The 16531-nt window shown below is 62.6% G+C and carries 19 protein-coding genes and 1 pseudogene; 9 read left to right on the forward strand and 11 right to left on the reverse strand.

Going from position 1 to position 16531, the window contains the following annotated elements:
• Nucleotides 1-33: 33 nt before the first annotated feature.
• The 3 genes from PM2_RS07780 to PM2_RS07790 all read right to left on the reverse strand — a co-directional run bounded on the left by PM2_RS07780 (nucleotide 34) and on the right by PM2_RS07790 (nucleotide 3111).
• On the reverse strand, nucleotides 34-927 hold the full coding sequence (locus tag PM2_RS07780; RefSeq protein ID WP_028698849.1) for a DUF2950 domain-containing protein: 894 nt from the start codon (nucleotides 925-927) through the stop codon (nucleotides 34-36).
• A complete protein-coding gene (locus tag PM2_RS07785) occupies nucleotides 924-2303 on the reverse strand; it encodes a DUF3300 domain-containing protein (protein ID WP_028698848.1) in 1380 nt (459 codons plus the stop codon). Before PM2_RS07785 ends, PM2_RS07780 begins: the two co-directional genes overlap by 4 nt.
• A gap of 148 nt (nucleotides 2304-2451) precedes the next feature.
• Nucleotides 2452-3111 (reverse strand): VIT1/CCC1 transporter family protein, encoded by a 660-nt coding sequence (locus PM2_RS07790; RefSeq protein WP_028698847.1) that lies wholly within the window; start codon nucleotides 3109-3111, stop codon nucleotides 2452-2454.
• Between the two features lie 120 nt (nucleotides 3112-3231).
• On the opposite strand from PM2_RS07790, the gene PM2_RS07795 reads away from it, so the two are divergent.
• The gene (locus tag PM2_RS07795) at nucleotides 3232-3483 is read left to right on the forward strand and encodes a hypothetical protein (RefSeq protein ID WP_028698846.1); all 252 of its coding nucleotides are present in this window, start codon (nucleotides 3232-3234) and stop codon (nucleotides 3481-3483) included.
• An 81-nt stretch (nucleotides 3484-3564) separates the two neighbouring features.
• A complete protein-coding gene (locus PM2_RS07800; RefSeq protein WP_016713918.1) occupies nucleotides 3565-4284 on the forward strand; it encodes a TorF family putative porin in 720 nt (239 codons plus the stop codon).
• Here the strand turns inward: PM2_RS07800 and PM2_RS30705 are convergent.
• Together PM2_RS30705 and PM2_RS07805 are read right to left on the reverse strand one after the other, a co-directional pair.
• A pseudogene (locus PM2_RS30705) lies at nucleotides 4281-4423 on the reverse strand (EamA family transporter); the annotation flags it as partial. The gene PM2_RS07800 and the pseudogene PM2_RS30705 sit on opposite strands and share 4 nt — an antisense overlap.
• Nucleotides 4424-4452: 29 nt before the next feature.
• Entirely contained in the window at nucleotides 4453-4866 is a 414-nt protein-coding gene (locus PM2_RS07805) for a RidA family protein (protein WP_016713916.1), read from the reverse strand.
• 189 nt (nucleotides 4867-5055) lie between these two features.
• Here PM2_RS07805 and PM2_RS07810 point away from each other — a divergent pair, with 189 nt between their 5' ends.
• Nucleotides 5056-5379 carry a hypothetical protein gene (locus PM2_RS07810; protein ID WP_028698845.1) on the forward strand — a complete coding sequence of 108 codons (324 nt, stop codon included), beginning with the start codon at nucleotides 5056-5058 and terminating at the stop codon, nucleotides 5377-5379.
• 44 nt (nucleotides 5380-5423) lie between these two features.
• On the opposite strand, the gene PM2_RS07815 is transcribed toward PM2_RS07810, so the two are convergent.
• Nucleotides 5424-5636, reverse strand: a complete 213-nt coding sequence (locus PM2_RS07815; protein WP_016713914.1) for a PLDc N-terminal domain-containing protein — start codon at nucleotides 5634-5636, stop codon at nucleotides 5424-5426.
• An 88-nt stretch (nucleotides 5637-5724) separates the two neighbouring features.
• On the reverse strand, nucleotides 5725-6192 hold the full coding sequence (locus tag PM2_RS07820) for a hypothetical protein (protein ID WP_016713913.1): 468 nt from the start codon (nucleotides 6190-6192) through the stop codon (nucleotides 5725-5727).
• 157 nt (nucleotides 6193-6349) lie between these two features.
• Here PM2_RS07820 and PM2_RS07825 point away from each other — a divergent pair, with 157 nt between their 5' ends.
• Nucleotides 6350-7357 (forward strand): GlxA family transcriptional regulator, encoded by a 1008-nt coding sequence (locus tag PM2_RS07825; protein WP_028698844.1) that lies wholly within the window; start codon nucleotides 6350-6352, stop codon nucleotides 7355-7357.
• A gap of 7 nt (nucleotides 7358-7364) precedes the next feature.
• Here PM2_RS07825 and PM2_RS07830 read toward each other — a convergent pair whose 3' ends face one another.
• Nucleotides 7365-8036, reverse strand: a complete 672-nt coding sequence (locus PM2_RS07830; RefSeq protein WP_016713911.1) for a TetR/AcrR family transcriptional regulator — start codon at nucleotides 8034-8036, stop codon at nucleotides 7365-7367.
• Nucleotides 8037-8174: 138 nt separating this feature from the next.
• Entirely contained in the window at nucleotides 8175-9056 is an 882-nt protein-coding gene (locus PM2_RS07835; protein WP_028698843.1) for an NHL repeat-containing protein, read from the reverse strand.
• A 197-nt stretch (nucleotides 9057-9253) separates the two neighbouring features.
• Between PM2_RS07835 and PM2_RS07840 the strand changes: the two genes are divergently transcribed.
• From PM2_RS07840 to PM2_RS07855, 4 genes are all read left to right on the forward strand, one after another.
• Nucleotides 9254-10234 (forward strand): aliphatic sulfonate ABC transporter substrate-binding protein, encoded by a 981-nt coding sequence (locus tag PM2_RS07840; protein WP_016713910.1) that lies wholly within the window; start codon nucleotides 9254-9256, stop codon nucleotides 10232-10234.
• 16 nt (nucleotides 10235-10250) lie between these two features.
• Complete coding sequence (locus tag PM2_RS07845) at nucleotides 10251-11642, forward strand: LLM class flavin-dependent oxidoreductase (RefSeq protein ID WP_016713909.1); 1392 nt, start codon at nucleotides 10251-10253, stop codon at nucleotides 11640-11642.
• Between the two features lie 106 nt (nucleotides 11643-11748).
• The gene (locus PM2_RS07850) at nucleotides 11749-12585 is read left to right on the forward strand and encodes a bifunctional allantoicase/(S)-ureidoglycine aminohydrolase (RefSeq protein WP_013972924.1); all 837 of its coding nucleotides are present in this window, start codon (nucleotides 11749-11751) and stop codon (nucleotides 12583-12585) included.
• Between the two features lie 90 nt (nucleotides 12586-12675).
• Nucleotides 12676-13275 (forward strand): START domain-containing protein, encoded by a 600-nt coding sequence (locus PM2_RS07855; protein WP_016713908.1) that lies wholly within the window; start codon nucleotides 12676-12678, stop codon nucleotides 13273-13275.
• Nucleotides 13276-13718: 443 nt separating this feature from the next.
• Here the strand turns inward: PM2_RS07855 and PM2_RS07860 are convergent, their stop codons facing one another.
• Entirely contained in the window at nucleotides 13719-14141 is a 423-nt protein-coding gene (locus tag PM2_RS07860; protein WP_016713907.1) for an Lrp/AsnC family transcriptional regulator, read from the reverse strand.
• Nucleotides 14142-14324: 183 nt separating this feature from the next.
• Between PM2_RS07860 and ocd the strand changes: the two genes are divergently transcribed.
• Entirely contained in the window at nucleotides 14325-15377 is a 1053-nt protein-coding gene (ocd, locus tag PM2_RS07865) for an ornithine cyclodeaminase (protein WP_016713906.1), read from the forward strand.
• 242 nt (nucleotides 15378-15619) lie between these two features.
• On the opposite strand, the gene PM2_RS07870 is transcribed toward ocd, so the two are convergent.
• Nucleotides 15620-16501: a LysR substrate-binding domain-containing protein gene (locus PM2_RS07870; RefSeq protein ID WP_028698842.1), complete on the reverse strand. Its 882-nt coding sequence runs from the start codon at nucleotides 16499-16501 to the stop codon at nucleotides 15620-15622.
• Nucleotides 16502-16531 lie beyond the last annotated feature (30 nt).

Below are 16531 nucleotides of genomic sequence, written 5' to 3' on the forward strand. Positions count from 1 at the left end.
ACGGTGCAAACGGCGATCACTGCGCGACCGGGATCAGTCTTCGGCCGCCACGTCCACCACCTGCCAACTGTCATCCGGATCGAAGCGTTTCATCGCCTTGGCCAGCCTGTCGCCCTGTGGCCCGAGGTCTTTTTCGAACACCTGGCCGTCATGGCTGATCATGAAGCTCATCACACCGGTATCGTCGTACCTGGCCGGCCAGGCGACCATGGCGAAACCACGGCTCATCTGGTTGCCTATCAGGTAGCTGTAGGCGCCGCCAGGGGCGGAGGGGCCTTGTGCATCGAGGATGCGGAAGTGGTAGCCGTACCAGTCATCACCGACCACATCCTGGCCGAACAACGGGCCCAACGGGCTTACCTCGCCGTCGCCATCCTCGTCCCAGTACAGCCCGTCATGTTTGCCGGGCTCGCTGAAGATTTTCCGCGCGTACTCCAGCGCACCGTTACCGTTGTGGTCCTCGGTGGCGTAGTCCATTTGCGCGTCGTGATAAGCCAGCAACGACTGCAACACCCCCAGTTCGTTGCGGCCGATGCGCCGGGCGCGGATTTCGGCGCTGCCGGCCTTGAGGTCGAACCGCCAACCCTGGCTGCTTTTGGTCAAAGGAATGGGCAAGGTCCAGTGATCACTGCCCACCGCCAGAATGGCCTTGCCCTCGCCCGTCATGTCGATGGTGTGCTGCGCACGGTACTGCGCCAGGAAGGTGTCCACGTCGCTACGTTGCACACCGCCGCGCGGTATGTACATACGCCAGTCATCGCCCAGCAATTGGGCCAGGCGGGCTTCATCCGGTTTCTCCGCGCCCAATGCCGTAACGAAGGACTCCACAGCCTTCTCCGGCGTTGGAAAGGTTTCTTGAGCAGCCGCCAGGCAGGACCAGGCCAGGCTCACAATGAACAGGAACCCTGCAAATGCTGGACGGTTCATCGACGGCCACCTCCGCCGCGACGCATGGGCGCACTGGGTCGGGAGATCGGGTGTCCGGCGGCACGTGAGGTGTTCGGGCGCTGAGCGAAGGACTGGCTGGTGCGACCACGGTTAGCCTGCAGGTTGGTACGCGAAGGCGAGCGTACGCCGTCAAACGCATTGTTACGTGCCCGGCCGGCGGTATTGGCGGGTCGGTTCTGGGCCACTTGCCGGCCTTGGGCTGTGCGAGGTTCCTGCCGACGCTCGGCGACCCTCGGGTTGTCGGCACGCGATTGCATACGGTTACCCACCGCGTTGCCCGTCTGCGCCTCGCGCATTTGCTGACGCGCCTGGCGATTGCTGGTGGCGGGCCGTTCGATACCGGCCCGGTCCATCGAGGCCCTGGCCTTGTCCCGTGCCTGGGCACGCTGTACGTCGTCGCCACGGAAGGCCGTGCGCTGGGTGGCGCCGTCCAGCTGGCGGCCATACTGCTGACGGCTGCGGGCATCACGGTAAGGCACGCCATCGCGGTTGGCCGCGTTGTGCTGCCATTTGTTCTGGTTGTTGGTGATGCGGTTGTTGGCGTTGATGTTGTTGTAACGGTTGACGTCGATATCGATGTCATTGTTGCCCCAGTCACAGTCACCCCAGAGCGAAGCCACAATTGCCACGCCGGTACCGAAGGCCAGGCCCGCCACCAACGCGGAGCCGGGGTAGTACATCGGCGGTGGCGGGTAGTACACCGGCGGCGAGGCCGGATAGGCCCAGGTGCCATACACCGTGGTCGGGTTGTAGCTGGGCACGTACACCACCTGCGGGTCGGCCGGCTGGATGACGATGGTGGACGGCGCGCTGCTGGCCGCCTGTGTCGACGGGGCGGCCTGCACGGTCACGTTCTGGTACTGGTTGCTTTGCAGGTTGCCGGCAGCCTGTGCCTGGTGTCGCAAGCGCTGCACGGCGCCCATGACATCGTCGGGCTGCGCCAGGAAGGCGTCACCCAGGCGCTGCACCCACACCGGGTCCTGGCCGAGGGTCGCCAGCAGCTGCGGGAAAGCCACCAGCGCTTGCACACTCGGGTCCCAGGGCTGCTTCGCCACTTGTTTGACCGCGTCGTCACCCGAGGCTTTGGGGTTGGCCTTGGACCAGGTCACGGCTTCACTCACCTGCCCTGGGTAAGTGGCCGCCATCAATACCTGGGCCAGCAGCGCATCGGGGTACAAGGCAACCGGCGCCAGCATCTGGTCCAGTTGCTCCTGGGTGAACACCGGGTCCTTGGCCGTGACCGTGTCAGCTTGCGGGGCTGGGTCAGGCGCGGGTACGTCTTGCGCCAGCGCCGGGCCGGTTGCCGCGAGCAGGCACAGAAGCACCGACAGCAAAGCAAACAATGGCATACGCATCGCTTTTCCCCATGAGGTCAGACCGCGTGGGTTAAGGGTAGCAATGACGATGCTTTTGACCAGAAGTGGCGCGCAAACTTTTCGCACTCCAAGGAGGATGAGCTGCTACTTCTGGCTCTATAGCACAACCTGGGCGGTGAGGGGCTGCTCACCCCCCTAAAGCAATGATCGCCAGGATCAACAACGCCCCGACGCCCGCCAGTACCACACCGGTCAATTGGGTGCGGCCACCGGAGTAGCGCGCCAGCAGCCAGCCCGCCAGGTAAAGCATGGCCAGGGCGACAAGGTGCGACACACGGATCGCTGTGGCGGTGGTGTCGATCAGCAGGAACGGGATGACCATCGGGAACGTCGCCAGCACCACCAGCAGGAACGTGGCCAAGGCGGCTTTGAAATCATCCAGGCCCAGGCGTGGCGGCATCGGCCGGGCGACATCGCGCAGCATGCGGTCACGCAGCATCTCCAGCCCGTCTTCATCCAGTGCCAGGCTGACGCGTTCGGGCAGCGCATCGCTAATCAATTTGCGCCCCAGGCTGCTTGGCGCAGCCTGCAGGCGGGTCAGCAAGGTACGGCTGCGGGTGCGCTCGGTCCAGGTGCGTAACAGGTAGATGACCGCATCGGCCAGGCCCCAGGCCAGGTTGCAACCGAACGCGGCAACCAACATCAGCCGGGCATCTTCGCGCCCTGCCGTAGCCACACTCAGCGAGCCAATGAAGGTCATGGCCATCAACAAGCCGAAGATGACTTCAGTAATGCGGTCGATCGGCTCCAGAACGCCCCATTTACGCGGTTGCTCATCTCGGCCCATCACGCCCTCTCCTCCGTCGATAGTCACTATCGAGAATGGCAATTTCTACCAGGCACCGTGGCCGAATAACCTTGCTCCATCGACTCGCCGCCCACGACCCTGGCCCCTGGAGCTACCCCAATGAACACCTTGGCTCGCCTGCTGACCGCCACGTTTGCCGTTTTATCCATCGCTGTCATCAGCGGCTGTGCCAGCCACCCTGAATTGCGCCCGTATACAGCAGAAGAAACTCGCCAACTGCAGTTGGAATCGTTGCAACGCCGTGGCCTTTCCCTGGACGACTACGAGCAGCAACTTCGGGTGATCCAGCGTGCTGGCAACCTGCCAGTGGTCACCGAAGCCGCCGATGCAGACCGTTCGACCAAAGGCTGAGTCGTGAAGGCTGCGGTTCCCTGTGCCCACACGCGCAGGTATGCTCTACCGCTCAACCGCAAGCCTTCCAGGACGGAGACCATGACCAGGCCCCTTCTGTTGCTGAGCGCTTTACTGCTGTTTAGCCCTGTTCTACTGGCACAGCAGATCAAACGCGAACTGGGCAGCTTCGACTTCACACTCGGCACCACGCCCTCGCGCACCATGGCCCAAGGCCTTATCTCACCCAGTGCCGTCGGCGCCTTCCATGGTGGGCTGGACTTAAGCCACCCCAATGGCTGGTACCTGGGCCAGTACGCGCCCAGCATGGGCGTTGCCCCCAACTCGACCCTGCGCCTGGACAGCTACCTGGGCTACAAGCACCATTTCGACAGCACCTTGGGCTACGAGATGGGGTTGATTCATTATAGTCAGCCGAATATCGCAGGGCCCGACAGTTATGCCCTGTACGGTGGCATCTCGGTGTTCGGCAGCCGCTTCGGCGGCGCGTTGCGCGATAACCCCGACAACCGCACCGGCACGCTGTTCGCCGATTTTGGCCAATTGCCGCTGTTCGATGTCGACCTGACCGTAAAGCTTGCCCACCACCAACTGGGTACGCCGTTCACCATTGGCGACGGCGGCCAGGTGACTGCTTTTTCCGATTGGTCGCTGGAGCTGTCGCGGCCTTGGCTTGGCATCGACCTGAACCTGGTCTACAGCAACTCCAACCTCAGTGGCGGCGGTTGCGATGCGTATTCGGGCATGAACACCTATTGCGACAGCGTGGTCACGCTCAAGGCACAGCGCAGTTTCTTCTAGCGCCGTGGCGCCAGCGCCAAGACTAGCCGCCCAGCACCACCACGCACGCAATCAGCAAGCGCAGCGTCAACGGCTCACCAATCAGAGCAACACCGCCCAGAGCGGCAATCACGGGCACACTGAGTTGCAAGGTTGCAGCCCAATGTTCGCGCAGCGCCTGCTGGCGCGTCATTGCAGTGCTGCCACAGCCTCGATTTCCACCAGCATGCCGTCCAGTGCCAGCCGTGGCACCGGGATCAGGGTGCAGGTCGGTTTCATATGCGGCCCCCATGCCCTGTCAGCCTCCGCTACCCATTGGCGCAGGCGCGCGTCGGAATGTTCGACTATCAGCAAGGTCAGCTTGAACACCTGGGCCAGGCTGGCGCCTTTCGATGCCAACGCCAACTCCAGGTTGGCCAGCGCTTGGCGGGCCTGTTCGGCAAACAGGGGCGACAGCTGGCCATCACTGTCCTCTGCGCCCTGACCGGCGATGAACAACAGCCGGCTGTCGGCGCGTACCTCGGCGACGTGGGAATAGGCATTGCCACTGGGATCGTACAGGCCCTCAGGGTTGCTCAACTGGAACACGGCTGGATGGGTCACGACATGCCCTCGATCGGATGGAAGAGTGGCGGAGTATCGGACCTTAAGTTAACTCGAGGTCAAGCGCAGCGTAGGATGTTTCGCACAGAAGGCAAACTGATGTGAACCACGCGTCTGTTTGCGCGGCGGCCATCACGCGCTAGATTGCCAAACCCGGCACGGAGGCCTGAATCCAACAAGGAAAAGCGCATGAGTAATTTTGATTTCCAGCTGGCCTATACCATCAAGCCGCACACCGCACGCGATGACGCCGATGCCGCCCAGGCACGGGTGCATCTGCGGGAAAATCTCGGCCTGGGCACCGTTGAGCACATTGAAACCACCTTGCTTGGTACGGTCGAACTCAAGGGTTCCACCCTCGCAGAGCGCAAGCTCGAGGCTGAGAAACTGATTCATGAATACATTCATAAAGCGCTCAAGCAGCTGCGTGTGCTGTCGACCGTAAGGTTCTACGGCTGCCTGATGGTGAACGGGCTAGGCCCCGCCATACGCTTCGACATCCTGCCCAAGTGAGCCTCGCCGGCATCAGGCGCCCCCGCGCCTGATGCCCGCCACCGTCACTTTTCCTGCAATACCGCCCTGCCCTTCACCGCCCTGGGCCCGCGCCATGCCCAGAACAGCAACCCGGGGAATGGCGCGTACACCACGAAGACGACCCACAGCATCTTGCGTTCGGCGCGCCGCTCACTGCCGATGATGTGCCAGATCGCCCAGACCTCCAGCAGGATGACGAAGGCCGCGATGATGATCCAGATCGTTCCGATTTCCATGAGCGCTCTCCCATTTGGCATGTAATGGGTTGGGTTTCAGCAAGCGCCGAGGGTTCAGATTGTTTTGTCTGGCGCCAGGGCAGCCCATTCAGTGCGGTGCTTTTTCCAGCGCCGACTTCAGCGCCGCCGCATCGGTAAACGCCCGCTGGCCCACCAGCACTCCCTGCTCCAGTTGCAACCACTGTACCTGGCCATCCTGCCCGGAATAGCGGCTGGCAACGCGCCCTTCACGGTCAAGCAGCACGCGGTAGTTGTATGCGCGCATGGCGGGGATGGCGAACAGCTTGCTGATGATCGCCGGCATGCGCTGGATGTCGGCAACAAACACAGCATGACGCGCCTCGAGGTAGCCCTTGGGCTGCTCGGCCAGCGCAGCCTTTACCATCTTTGCGCCGTCCATGTCGCGCGCCACCAGCAGGATCTGCGTGCCAGCATCAAGCCTGTAGGCGTGGTCATACTGGTCAAGCAGCGTGAACGGTGCCAGCTTGTCGCCCGGCTCCAGGGCATTGGCCAGCAACGGCAACAGACTGCACAACAGGGCAATGACGTACTTCATCAAGAATATCCTCGGTAACAGGGCGCGGCATGGCCGAAGGGCCAAGCCAGGTAGGTTGCCTGAACGCGACCTGAAATACGACACACCCACCCGGGAGATTGTCTTTCCCCCGGCCAGCCGCCACACTCTGCGGGCCAGCCAGGAAGCGGAGACCAGAGTGCCCACGCCACGTCAGTTCAGCAAGAAGACCAGTACCAGCAACATGCTGCGGCTGAAATCCACGAGCGCCAATGCCCAGGCCCCGTACAGGGTCGACTTCGTTCTGCTTGAACATTTCTCGATGGCCAGCTTTACCGTCGCCATGGATGTGTTGGTCACCGCCAACCTGCTGCGCGCGGACAGCTTCCGGTTCACCCCGCTGTCGATGGATGGCGACCGAGTGCTCAGCGACCTGGGGCTGGAGCTGGTGGCCACCGAGCTGTCCGCCGAGGCGCTGAAGGATCTGGACTTGCTGGTGATCTGCGGCGGCCTGCGCACGCCCCTGAAGTACCCGGAACTCGACCGCCTACTGGACGACTGCGCTGCCCACGGCATGGCCCTGGGTGGCCTGTGGAACGGCGCCTGGTTCCTTGGCCGCGCCGGGGTGCTGGACGACTACGGTTGCAGCATCCACCCCGAACAGCGCGCCAGCCTGTCCGAACGCAGCCCGCAAACGCGCATCACCCCGGCCAGCTTTACCCTCGACCGCGACCGCCTCAGCGCCGCCAGCCCCAATGGCGCCATGGAGCTGATGCTGGGCCTGGTGCGCCGGCTGTATGGAGATGGCCTGGCCGAAGGCGTGGAGGAAATCCTGTCATTCTCCGGAGCGCGTTACCGTCAGGTTGGGCCGGGGGCGAAGAAGTCCATGAGCCTGCACCTGCGCACCATCGTCGAACTGATGGAAAACAACCTGGAGGAAACCCTCAGCCTCGACCAACTGGCCGCCTACAGCGGGCGCTCGCGACGGCAGATCGACCGGCTGTTCCAGGCCCAGCTGGGCACATCGCCGCGGCGCTACTACATGGAGCTGCGCATCACCAAAAGCCGCCGCCTGCTGCAGTACTCCGACCTGTCGGTGATGGAAGTGGCAGTGGCCTGCGGGTTTGTTTCGGTGTCGCATTTCAGCAAGTGCTATGCGGCTTACTTCGGCTACCCGCCTTCGCGGGAGCAGCGGCTGGGCGAGTGAGCGCCGTTCAGGCGCGTATGTAACGCAGCACGGCGTCGCAGATCATGGCTTTGTGGCGCAGCTTGATCTCGTCATCGGACAGGTCGATCTGGAAGATCTCGCCAAAGGTGTGGCGGTTCGACACCCGGTAGAAGCAGAACGAGCTCATCAGCATGTGCAGGTCGATCACTTCGATGCCGCCACGGAAAACCCCTTCCTGCACACCACGGCGCAGGGTGTTGCCCAACGCTTCGAGCACCAGGCTGCTCATTTCACGAATGGCCGGCGACTGCTTGACGTACTCGCCATAGTGGATGTTTTCAGTGCAGATGATGCGCACGAAATCGACGTTGCGATCGTGGTGATCGAAGGTGAACTCCACCAGACGACGAATCGCCTGCTCGGCCGGCAGCGACTCCAGGTCCAGGCTTTGCTCGGTCTTGCGGATGTCGCCATACAGCTTGATCAGGCACTCGCAGTACAACTGCTCCTTGCTGCCGAAGTAGTAGTAGATCATGCGCTTGGAGGTGGCAGTGCGTTCGGCGATGGCGTCGACGCGGGCGCCGGCCAGCCCTTGCTGGACGAACTCGTTGATGGCCGCCTGGAGGATATCCTCGCGCGTTTTCTCGGGGTTGTTCTTGCGCGTTCTGCGCCCCCCTTCGGTTTCAGGCTGGCCGAGGCCAACTACGGAATCACTCATACCCACTCACAGGCTATTTATTGGAATGAGGGGGATTATCCGTGAGCGCGGCCATGCAGGGAAGCGCGCTGTTGGTCGGGTAGCCATAAAGCCTCACGGGTGGCTGGCCGTGAAATCATTCACGGCAAGCCGCTGGCATCACTCCCGCTGGGCAGTATTGCGCTCCAGCGGCGGGGTCAGGTGCAGCACGCGGTTGCGCCCGCCTTCGGCCAGCAAGTAACCGCCTTTGCCATCCGCCACGATCGACTGTGGCGCCTTGAGGAAGGTCAGCACGGTGTGCTGAACGCCATCGGCGTCAACACGCAGCAGCCGGGCACGGTGGGTGTTGTCTTCGCTGATCCACAGGCCGCGCTGGTCACAGTACAGGAACGTCGGGTTGCGCAGGCCTTCGACCACCACCGGGTCGCTGCCATCGTCGGACACGGCGCGGACCTTGCCATTGGCCTTTTCGGTGTACAGCAAACGGCCCGCGCAGCGGGTGAGCCCTTCGGTTTCGGTCAGGCCGGAGCGCAGCACATCGAGCTGGCCGCTGTTCCAGTCGTAACGCATCAAGCGACCATTGCCTTTGCGGTCTTCGATGGCATACAGGTGGTCGCCGTCATTCCACAAGCCTTGCACGCTATCGCCGTCGAACAGGGGGGTCACCTGGCCATCGCGGGCCAGGCTGACAGGTGCCCGGCCGCCTTCCTGACTGAACACCCACCCCCCGTGAGCCGCCGCCATGCCGTCGGGCTTGGACAGGTTGTCGATCACCACGACCCGGTCGCCAGTCGCGGTGATCTTGAGGATGCTGCCACGGCCATCATCCAGCTCGCGGCTGACCAGCAGGCTGCCATCGGCTTGCGGCAGCAGCGAGGCGGCTTTGGTCACATCGCGGAGCAGTACCTCGACATCCCAGCCTGAGGCAGCCTGAACCGGGTAGAAACTCTGCCAGGCGAAAAAGCCCAAGGTGGCGGTAAGCAGGCCGGTGGTGGCAGTCAGGGCGATGCGGGTGCTGCGCCTGCGCAGGATGTGCGGCATGTAGGGGCTCCTCGGGATTGCCGCGATGCTAGCAAGCGAATGTGAAAAAAATGTCGAAGATTGCAGAGCATTACAAAAACAAAAGGATATAAAAATAACTAAACATTCTAACAAACAGGAATATAAAAATTGAAAGCCAAACGCCACCTCCTTAGGCTGGGTACATCGTTTCCCACTCTGTTTCAAGGAGCAAACCCATGCCAACCCGTGCTTTCTCTCCCCTGCGCCGGCTGCTGATCGGCGGCCTGCTGGCCAGTGTCGCCAGCGCCCTGCTGCCTTGGTCCGAAGTTCTGGCCGACGATGCCAAGACCCTGCGCATCGGCTACCAGAAGTTCAACAGCATCAACATCCTCAAAGGCAGCCGCGCCCTGGAAAAAGCGCTGGCACCGCAAGGTGTAACCGTAAGCTGGCACGAATTTGCCGCCGGCCCGCAGTTGCTCGAAGCCCTGAGCACGGGCGCCATCGACCTGGGTCATGCCGCCGATGCGCCGTCTGTGTTCGCCCAGGCCGCCGGTAAGCCGGTGGTGTACCTGGCCGCCGAACAACCCTACCCGCGCGGCATCGGCCTGGTGGTGCGCGAGCAGGACCACCTGGCCAGCGTGCAAGACCTGAAAGGCAAGCGCGTGGCCACCGGCCGCGGCTGGAACGCCCAGTACCTGCTGGCCGTAGCGCTGGAGCAAGCTGGCCTTACCTACAAGGACATCACCCCCGCCTACGTCAACAACGCCGCCGACGCCGTGGCTGCCCTGCAGTCCGGCAGTGTCCAGGCCGTCACCCTGTGGGACCCGTTCCTCGCCGCAGCAGAAAGCCAGCCTGGCCTGAAGAACCTGCGTGACGGCAGCGGCCTGTCCAACAACCGGACGTTCTACCTGTCCACCGCCAGCTATGCCGATCAGCACCGTGCGCTGCTGAAAACCTTCTTCAGCGAACTGGGCAAGGTCAGCCAGTGGGCCAACGCCAAGCCTGCCGAGGTTGCCGCGCTGCTGGCGCCGCAACTGGGCATCAGCGCCAACGTGCTGGAAGTGGCCAGCGAACGGCGTAACTACAATGCCGTGGCCATCACCCCGCAGATCATTGCCGAACAACAGAAACTGGCCGATACCTTCCAAGGCCTGGGCCTGATTCCACGCAAGCTCCAGGTGGCCGACGCGGTCTACCCGGCTTCCGTGTTGCCTTGAGCGGAGCGCAGCCACCATGCCCCGCCCGATCCGCTTCAACGCCTTCAGCATGAACGCCGCCAGCCACCAGTCCCCCGGCCTGTGGCGCCACCCGCGCAACACCAGCGTGGCATTCAACCGCCTGAGCTACTGGACCGACCTGGCTCGCCTGCTGGAGCGCGGCCTGTTCGACGCCGTGTTCATCGCCGATGTGCTGGGCATCTACGATGTCTACCAAGGCGGGCCCGACGCCGCCTTGCGCGGCGGTGTGCAGGTGCCGGTCAACGACCCACTGCTGCTGGTACCGGCCATGGCCGGGGTCACCGAGCACCTCGGTTTCGGCGTTACCTTTTCGCTGACCTACGAACACCCCTACCCCTTTGCCCGGCGTATGTCCACGCTCGACCACCTGAGCAATGGCCGGGTTGGCTGGAACATCGTCACCGGCTACCTCGACAGCGCCGCACGCAACCTCGGCCTGGCGCGCCAGCTGGGCCACGACCAGCGCTACGACCTTGCCGAAGAGTACCTGCAGGTGCTGTACAAGCTATGGGAAAAAAGCTGGGACGACGACGCCGTGCTGCTGGAGCGTGACAGTGGGCGCTATATCGAACCTTCGCGGGTGCACCCTATCAACCATGTGGGCGAGCACTTCCAGGTGCCCGGCATGCACCTGTGCCAGCCCTCGCCACAACGCACGCCGGTGCTGTTCCAGGCCGGTGCTTCGGCACGTGGCCAGCAGTTTGCCGCGCGACATGCCGAATGCGTGTTCATCAGCGGCCCGACGCCCACGGTATTGCGCCGCTACGCCGACGGCATCCGCCAGGCGAGCGAGGCCGCCGGGCGGGATCGTGATGAGGTGCTGATCTACGCCCAGGCGCTGTTGATCGTCGCCCCCACCCGGGAAGAAGCCGAGGCCCGCTTCGCCGAATATCGTCGCTACGTCGACCTGGACGCTGCCCTGGCACTGCTGTCGGGCTGGACCGGCATCGACTTTGCCGGCCTCGACCCCGACGCGCCGATCGAGTATGTCGAAAACGATGCCGGTCGCGCCGCGCTGGCCGCGTTCACCGCCGCCGACCCCAAGCGCCGCTGGACCGTGCGCGAGGCCGCCGAATTCGTTGGCCTGGGTGGTCGCGGGCCGGTGCTGGTCGGCTCAGCCAGCGAGGTCGCCGACCAGTTGGAAAACTGGCTGGACCAGACCGGCATCGACGGCTTCAACCTGACCTATGCCGTGCAGCCGGACGACCTTACCCATGTCGTCGATTTGCTGGTGCCCGAACTGCAACGCCGTGGCCGCTACCCTTCGCGCTACACCGAGGGCACCTTGCGCCACAAGCTGTTCGGCCAAGGCGACCAGCTGCCGGCACAGCACGTTGGGCGTCAGGTTGACATTCAGATATCAAATACCGGGTATTCCAACATTTAATTTGTGGATGCCACGCGCTCGACCCTATTCTGTCGCCACATCCCCTGCGCCGCACCGGCCGGTGCGGTTCACGGCATGGGGAGAGAACAACAAGTCGAGACCGTCCATGTCGAACCATTCGTACTTCGCCCCCCACGGTGGGCACCCGGCTCAAACCGAGCTGCTGACTGACCGTGCCATGTTCACCGAAGCCTATGCCGTTATCCCTAAAGGCGTGATGCGTGACATCGTCACCAGCCACCTGCCGTTCTGGGACAAGATGCGCATGTGGGTCATTGCCCGCCCACTGACCGGTTTTGCCGAAACCTTCTCCCAGTACATCGTCGAAGTGGCCCCGGAAGGCGGCAGCGAGCGCCCAGAGCTGGACCCGAACGCCGAAGCCGTGGTGTTCATCGTCGAAGGCGAGCTGGACATCACCGTCGAAGGCAAGCATCACACCCTGGTACCGGGCGGCTACGCCTTCCTGGCCCCGGGCGCCGAGTGGAGCCTGCGCAACAACAGCAAGTCCAACGTCACCTTCCACTGGCTGCGCAAGCACTACCAGAAGGTTGAAGGCCTGGACGTACCTGAGTCGTTCGTTACCCACCGCGACAACGCCACCGTCATCGAAATGCCGGGCACCGAAGGCCGCTGGGTCACTACCCGCTTCGTCGACATGGCCGACATGCGCCACGACATGCACGTGAACATCGTCACCTTCCAGCCGGGCGGCGTCATCCCGTTCGCGGAAACCCACGTGATGGAACACGGCCTGTACGTGCTGGAAGGCAAGGCGGTGTACCGCCTGAACCAGGACTGGGTCGAAGTCGAAGCCGGCGACTTCATGTGGCTGCGCGCCTTCTGCCCGCAAGCCTGCTACGCCGGCGGCCCAGGCAAGTTCAGCTACCTGCTGTACAAGGACGTGAACCGTCATGTGCATTTGACGCTGAATCCTAAGCGCTAAGCATCAGGCTGATGCCCTAAGCCCGCCAATCTGGCGGGCTTTCTGTTTGCCGCGCATACTGAAACACCCATCCCCCGCACGGTACCGGCTATGCCCCGCGGCCTGCTGCTTACCCTCCTGTTGCTCTGCCCCCCTGCCCTGGCCGCCGATGCCTGGAACCTCGCCTACGACCGCGAAGGCATCCGCGTGTACCTCAGTGGCGTGCCCGACTCGCCCTACCAGCAGTTTCGCGGTGTGAGCACCATGAAAGCCAGCGTGCGCACACTCACCGACCTGCAGGAGAACCTGCGGGTGGCCTGCAAGTGGCTGTATGCCTGTGACCAGATGCGCCTGCTGGACGTGGACGGTGCCAATACCTGGGTGTACCTGACCACCAACCTGCCCTGGCCGACGATGCCACGGGACATTGTGTTGAAGGTGAGCAGCGAACGCCTGGATGACGGTACGCTGTTGCGGCACCTGAGCGCTGAGCCCGACAGGATTCCCAAGGTTGACGGGTTGATCCGTGTGCAGCGCCTGAGTGGTGAATGGCGAATGAAACCGTTGGGTGAGCGGTTGACCGAAGTGACGTACCAGTTGCAAGCCGACCCGGCCGGAGATGTGCCGGGCTGGCTTGCCAATCGGTTCGTGGTGGATGCGCCGGTGGTGACGTTGCGTACGTTGCGGGCTGTTGCTGAGCGCCAGCCCTGAGATGTCACCGGGCCTGAGCGAGCCCTTGTAGGAGCGCGTTAACGCTTGAGCACTCGGCCCTCTTCCGGCGCAGTGCTTTACGCGTTGCACGTTTGATGAATCGTCAATCTCTTATTCTTTTTTTGTAAAACTTCCACACCCCGCAGCGCACCAACAAGTGGGTGCCAAGGTGCAGGTTTGATGGCATTTAAATGATGAGAGCGCAGGCAATAACAAAAAATCAAACTAACGCCCGATGCAACTTCGCAGCGGACTTTCTTATTGTTTGAACGCACCTTCAGAACGTGCGCCTGAAACCATCCCGCGAAAGCCGTTTCATTCTGCCAGCGGCCCAGGTCAAGCGAAACGCTACAGAATGCACACCGGCAAAGGGATTTTTTGCAGAGTGAAAAGCTTGGGTGACAGTTTGCGCAGTGCGCCTGTCAAAAGGCCTGACCCAGCGGTCACATCTTGTAGCTCGAGAGCAGGATGCTGGTCTCGGTATTCTCGATGTGCGGGATTGACCGAATGGTGTTGAGCGCCCGGTCGAAGGCTTCGAGGGTGTCGGCGCGCAGCTCTGCCATCAGGTCCCAGCGGCCATTGGTGGTATGGATGGCCACCACGTTGGGGTGCCCGCGCAGCGCGTGCTTGACCTCTGCGGCGTGGTGGCCGCTGATGCCGATGCTGGTGATTGCCCGCACGCCCTGCTCCAGCACGTCGGAGCGCAGGCGTACCGTGTAGCCAATGATCACGCCCTGCTCTTCGAGCCGGGTAATGCGGTTTTGCACGGTTGCCCTGGCCACCTTGAGCTTCTTCGCCAGGGTCAACACAGGAGTACGTGCATTGTCCCGCAACAGCGCAATCAGTTCCCGATCGATCGTATCCATAACGCCTGCCAATAGTCAGATTGCTACTTTGGGGTAGCAGATTGTCTAGAAAGTTGATGAAACTGGCAACCTGCATTCTTCCGATTGACGCAACCTTTCATCAAAATGTTCATGCCACTTCAACAATTTAAGCGTGCCGCCTGCCGTGACCGGGGCGACCGCACAATAACAAGGTGCAAGAGCATGACGTATTTCATTGATGTTCCAACCATGTCGGACTTGGTACATGACATTGGCGTAGCGCCGTTCATAGGTGAACTGGCTGAGGCCATGCGTGAAGACTTCAAACGCTGGCAAGAGTTTGATAAGTCTGCGCGTGTTGCCAGCCATTCGGAAGTGGGTGTTATCGAATTGATGCCGGTTGCCGACAACAGCCGCTATGCCTTCAAATACGTTAACGGCCACCCGGCCAATACTGCCCGTGACCTGCATACGGTAATGGCCTTTGGCGTGCTGGCCGATGTCGACACCGGCTACCCAGTGCTGCTGTCCGAACTGACCATCGCCACCGCCTTGCGCACCGCCGCCACCTCGTTGATGGCCGCGCAGGCACTGGCGCGGCCGAACGCGCGCAAGATGGCGCTGATAGGCAACGGCGCACAAAGCGAATTCCAGGCGCTTGCCTTCCATAAGCACTTGGGCATCGAAGAAATCGTTGCGTACGACACCGACCCGCTGGCCACCGCCAAGCTGATTGCCAACCTCAAGGAATACAGCGGCCTCACGATCCGCCGGGCCGGCTCGGTAGCCGAAGCCGTGAAAGGCGCGGATATCATCACCACTGTTACCGCCGACAAGGCCTACGCCACCATCATCACCCCCGACATGCTCGAACCCGGCATGCACCTGAATGCCGTGGGCGGCGACTGCCCGGGCAAGACCGAGCTGCACGCTGATGTACTGCGCAACGCCCGCGTGTTCGTCGAGTACGAACCACAAACCCGTGTTGAAGGCGACATCCAGCAACTGCCGGCGGACTTCCCTGTCGTCGACCTGTGGCGTGTACTGCGCGGCGAAACCGAGGGGCGCCAGAGTGACAGCCAGGTCACCGTGTTCGATTCGGTGGGCTTCGCCCTGGAAGATTACACCGTACTACGTTACGTACTACAGCAAGCTGAAAAACGCGGCATGGGCTCGAAGATCGACCTGGTGCCGTGGGTGGAAAACGACCCGAAAGACCTGTTCAGCCACACCCGTGGCCGCGCTGGCAAAAACCGCATCCGACGCGTTGCCTAACCCAAACTCGGTATTCCCCAACAACGGGTTCTCCACCCACCCCGGGGGGCACATCGTGATTTACTCAGCAGATCTGTCAGTCTGCCGGTAACGCCATCGAGCTGTCCGGGCGTGACGGGCGTATTCTGGCGCTATCACGCAAGGCCGTCGACAGGACGATCGCGGGCATTCACCTGTCGGCGAGAAGGCTGCGGCCTGACCACTGACGCGGTCGGTGTAGGAGCGCCATGTCGTCAGACACGCTATATCCCACCGCCCGCCAGCAGTTGCGTCATCACCTCGGCCAACGCCTTGACCATCATATCCGCCGTCGGCCGATGCACGATGACGATTTCATAACTGTCGACCTCCGGCAGCCCCTGCCCCAACCCCAGCACCCGATGCTCGCCAGTGGCCGCCCTTGGCGGTAGCAGGCTGACGCCCATGCCATCGGCCACTGCCGCCTGGATACCGCTGAGGCTGGAACTGGTGAAACTGATGCGCCAGCGCCGCCCCATGCCTTCGATGGCGTTGATCATGTCCTCGCGGTACAGCCCACGCGGCGGGAAGGTCACCAAAGGGATCGGGTCCAGCTCGAAGGCGGGGGTGCGCGCACTGTCGATCCATTGCAGGCGCTCGGGCCAGCAGGCCACGCCCTCGCGGGTGTTGCGCCGCTGCTTGAGCAACACCAGGTCGAGCTCACCGTTGTCGTAGGCCTGGCTGAGGTCGCGGCACAGACCACTGGTCACTTCCAGCTTCACCTGCGGGTGCAGGCGGCTGAAGGCCGACAGCGCATTGGTGGTGCGCCCGCCAACGAAGTCTTCGGGCACACCAAGGCGCACGGTGGTGCCCACCATCGCCCCGGCCAGGGCTTCGAGCATCTGGTCGTTCAAGGCCAGCATGTGCCGGGCGTAGCCGAGCAAGGTTTGCCCGGCATCGGTGGGCAGCACATCGCGGTTGCCCCGCACCAGCAAACGGTGGCCGACCATGTCTTCCAGGCGGCGTACCTTCTGGCTGATGGTCGACTGTGTCGAGTGCAGGCGAGCGGCAGCGGTGGTGAAGCTGCCGCAATCGGCCACCACCACAATGGCGCGTAGCAGGTCGAGGTCGAACAGCGCCCTATTCGATTTCACGCTAATGGACATCTGGGTATTCAACTACTGAATGGCAAGACT

Source organism: Pseudomonas monteilii NBRC 103158 = DSM 14164, from assembly GCF_000730605.1.
In the GTDB taxonomy this organism is placed as follows: domain Bacteria; phylum Pseudomonadota; class Gammaproteobacteria; order Pseudomonadales; family Pseudomonadaceae; genus Aquipseudomonas; species Aquipseudomonas monteilii.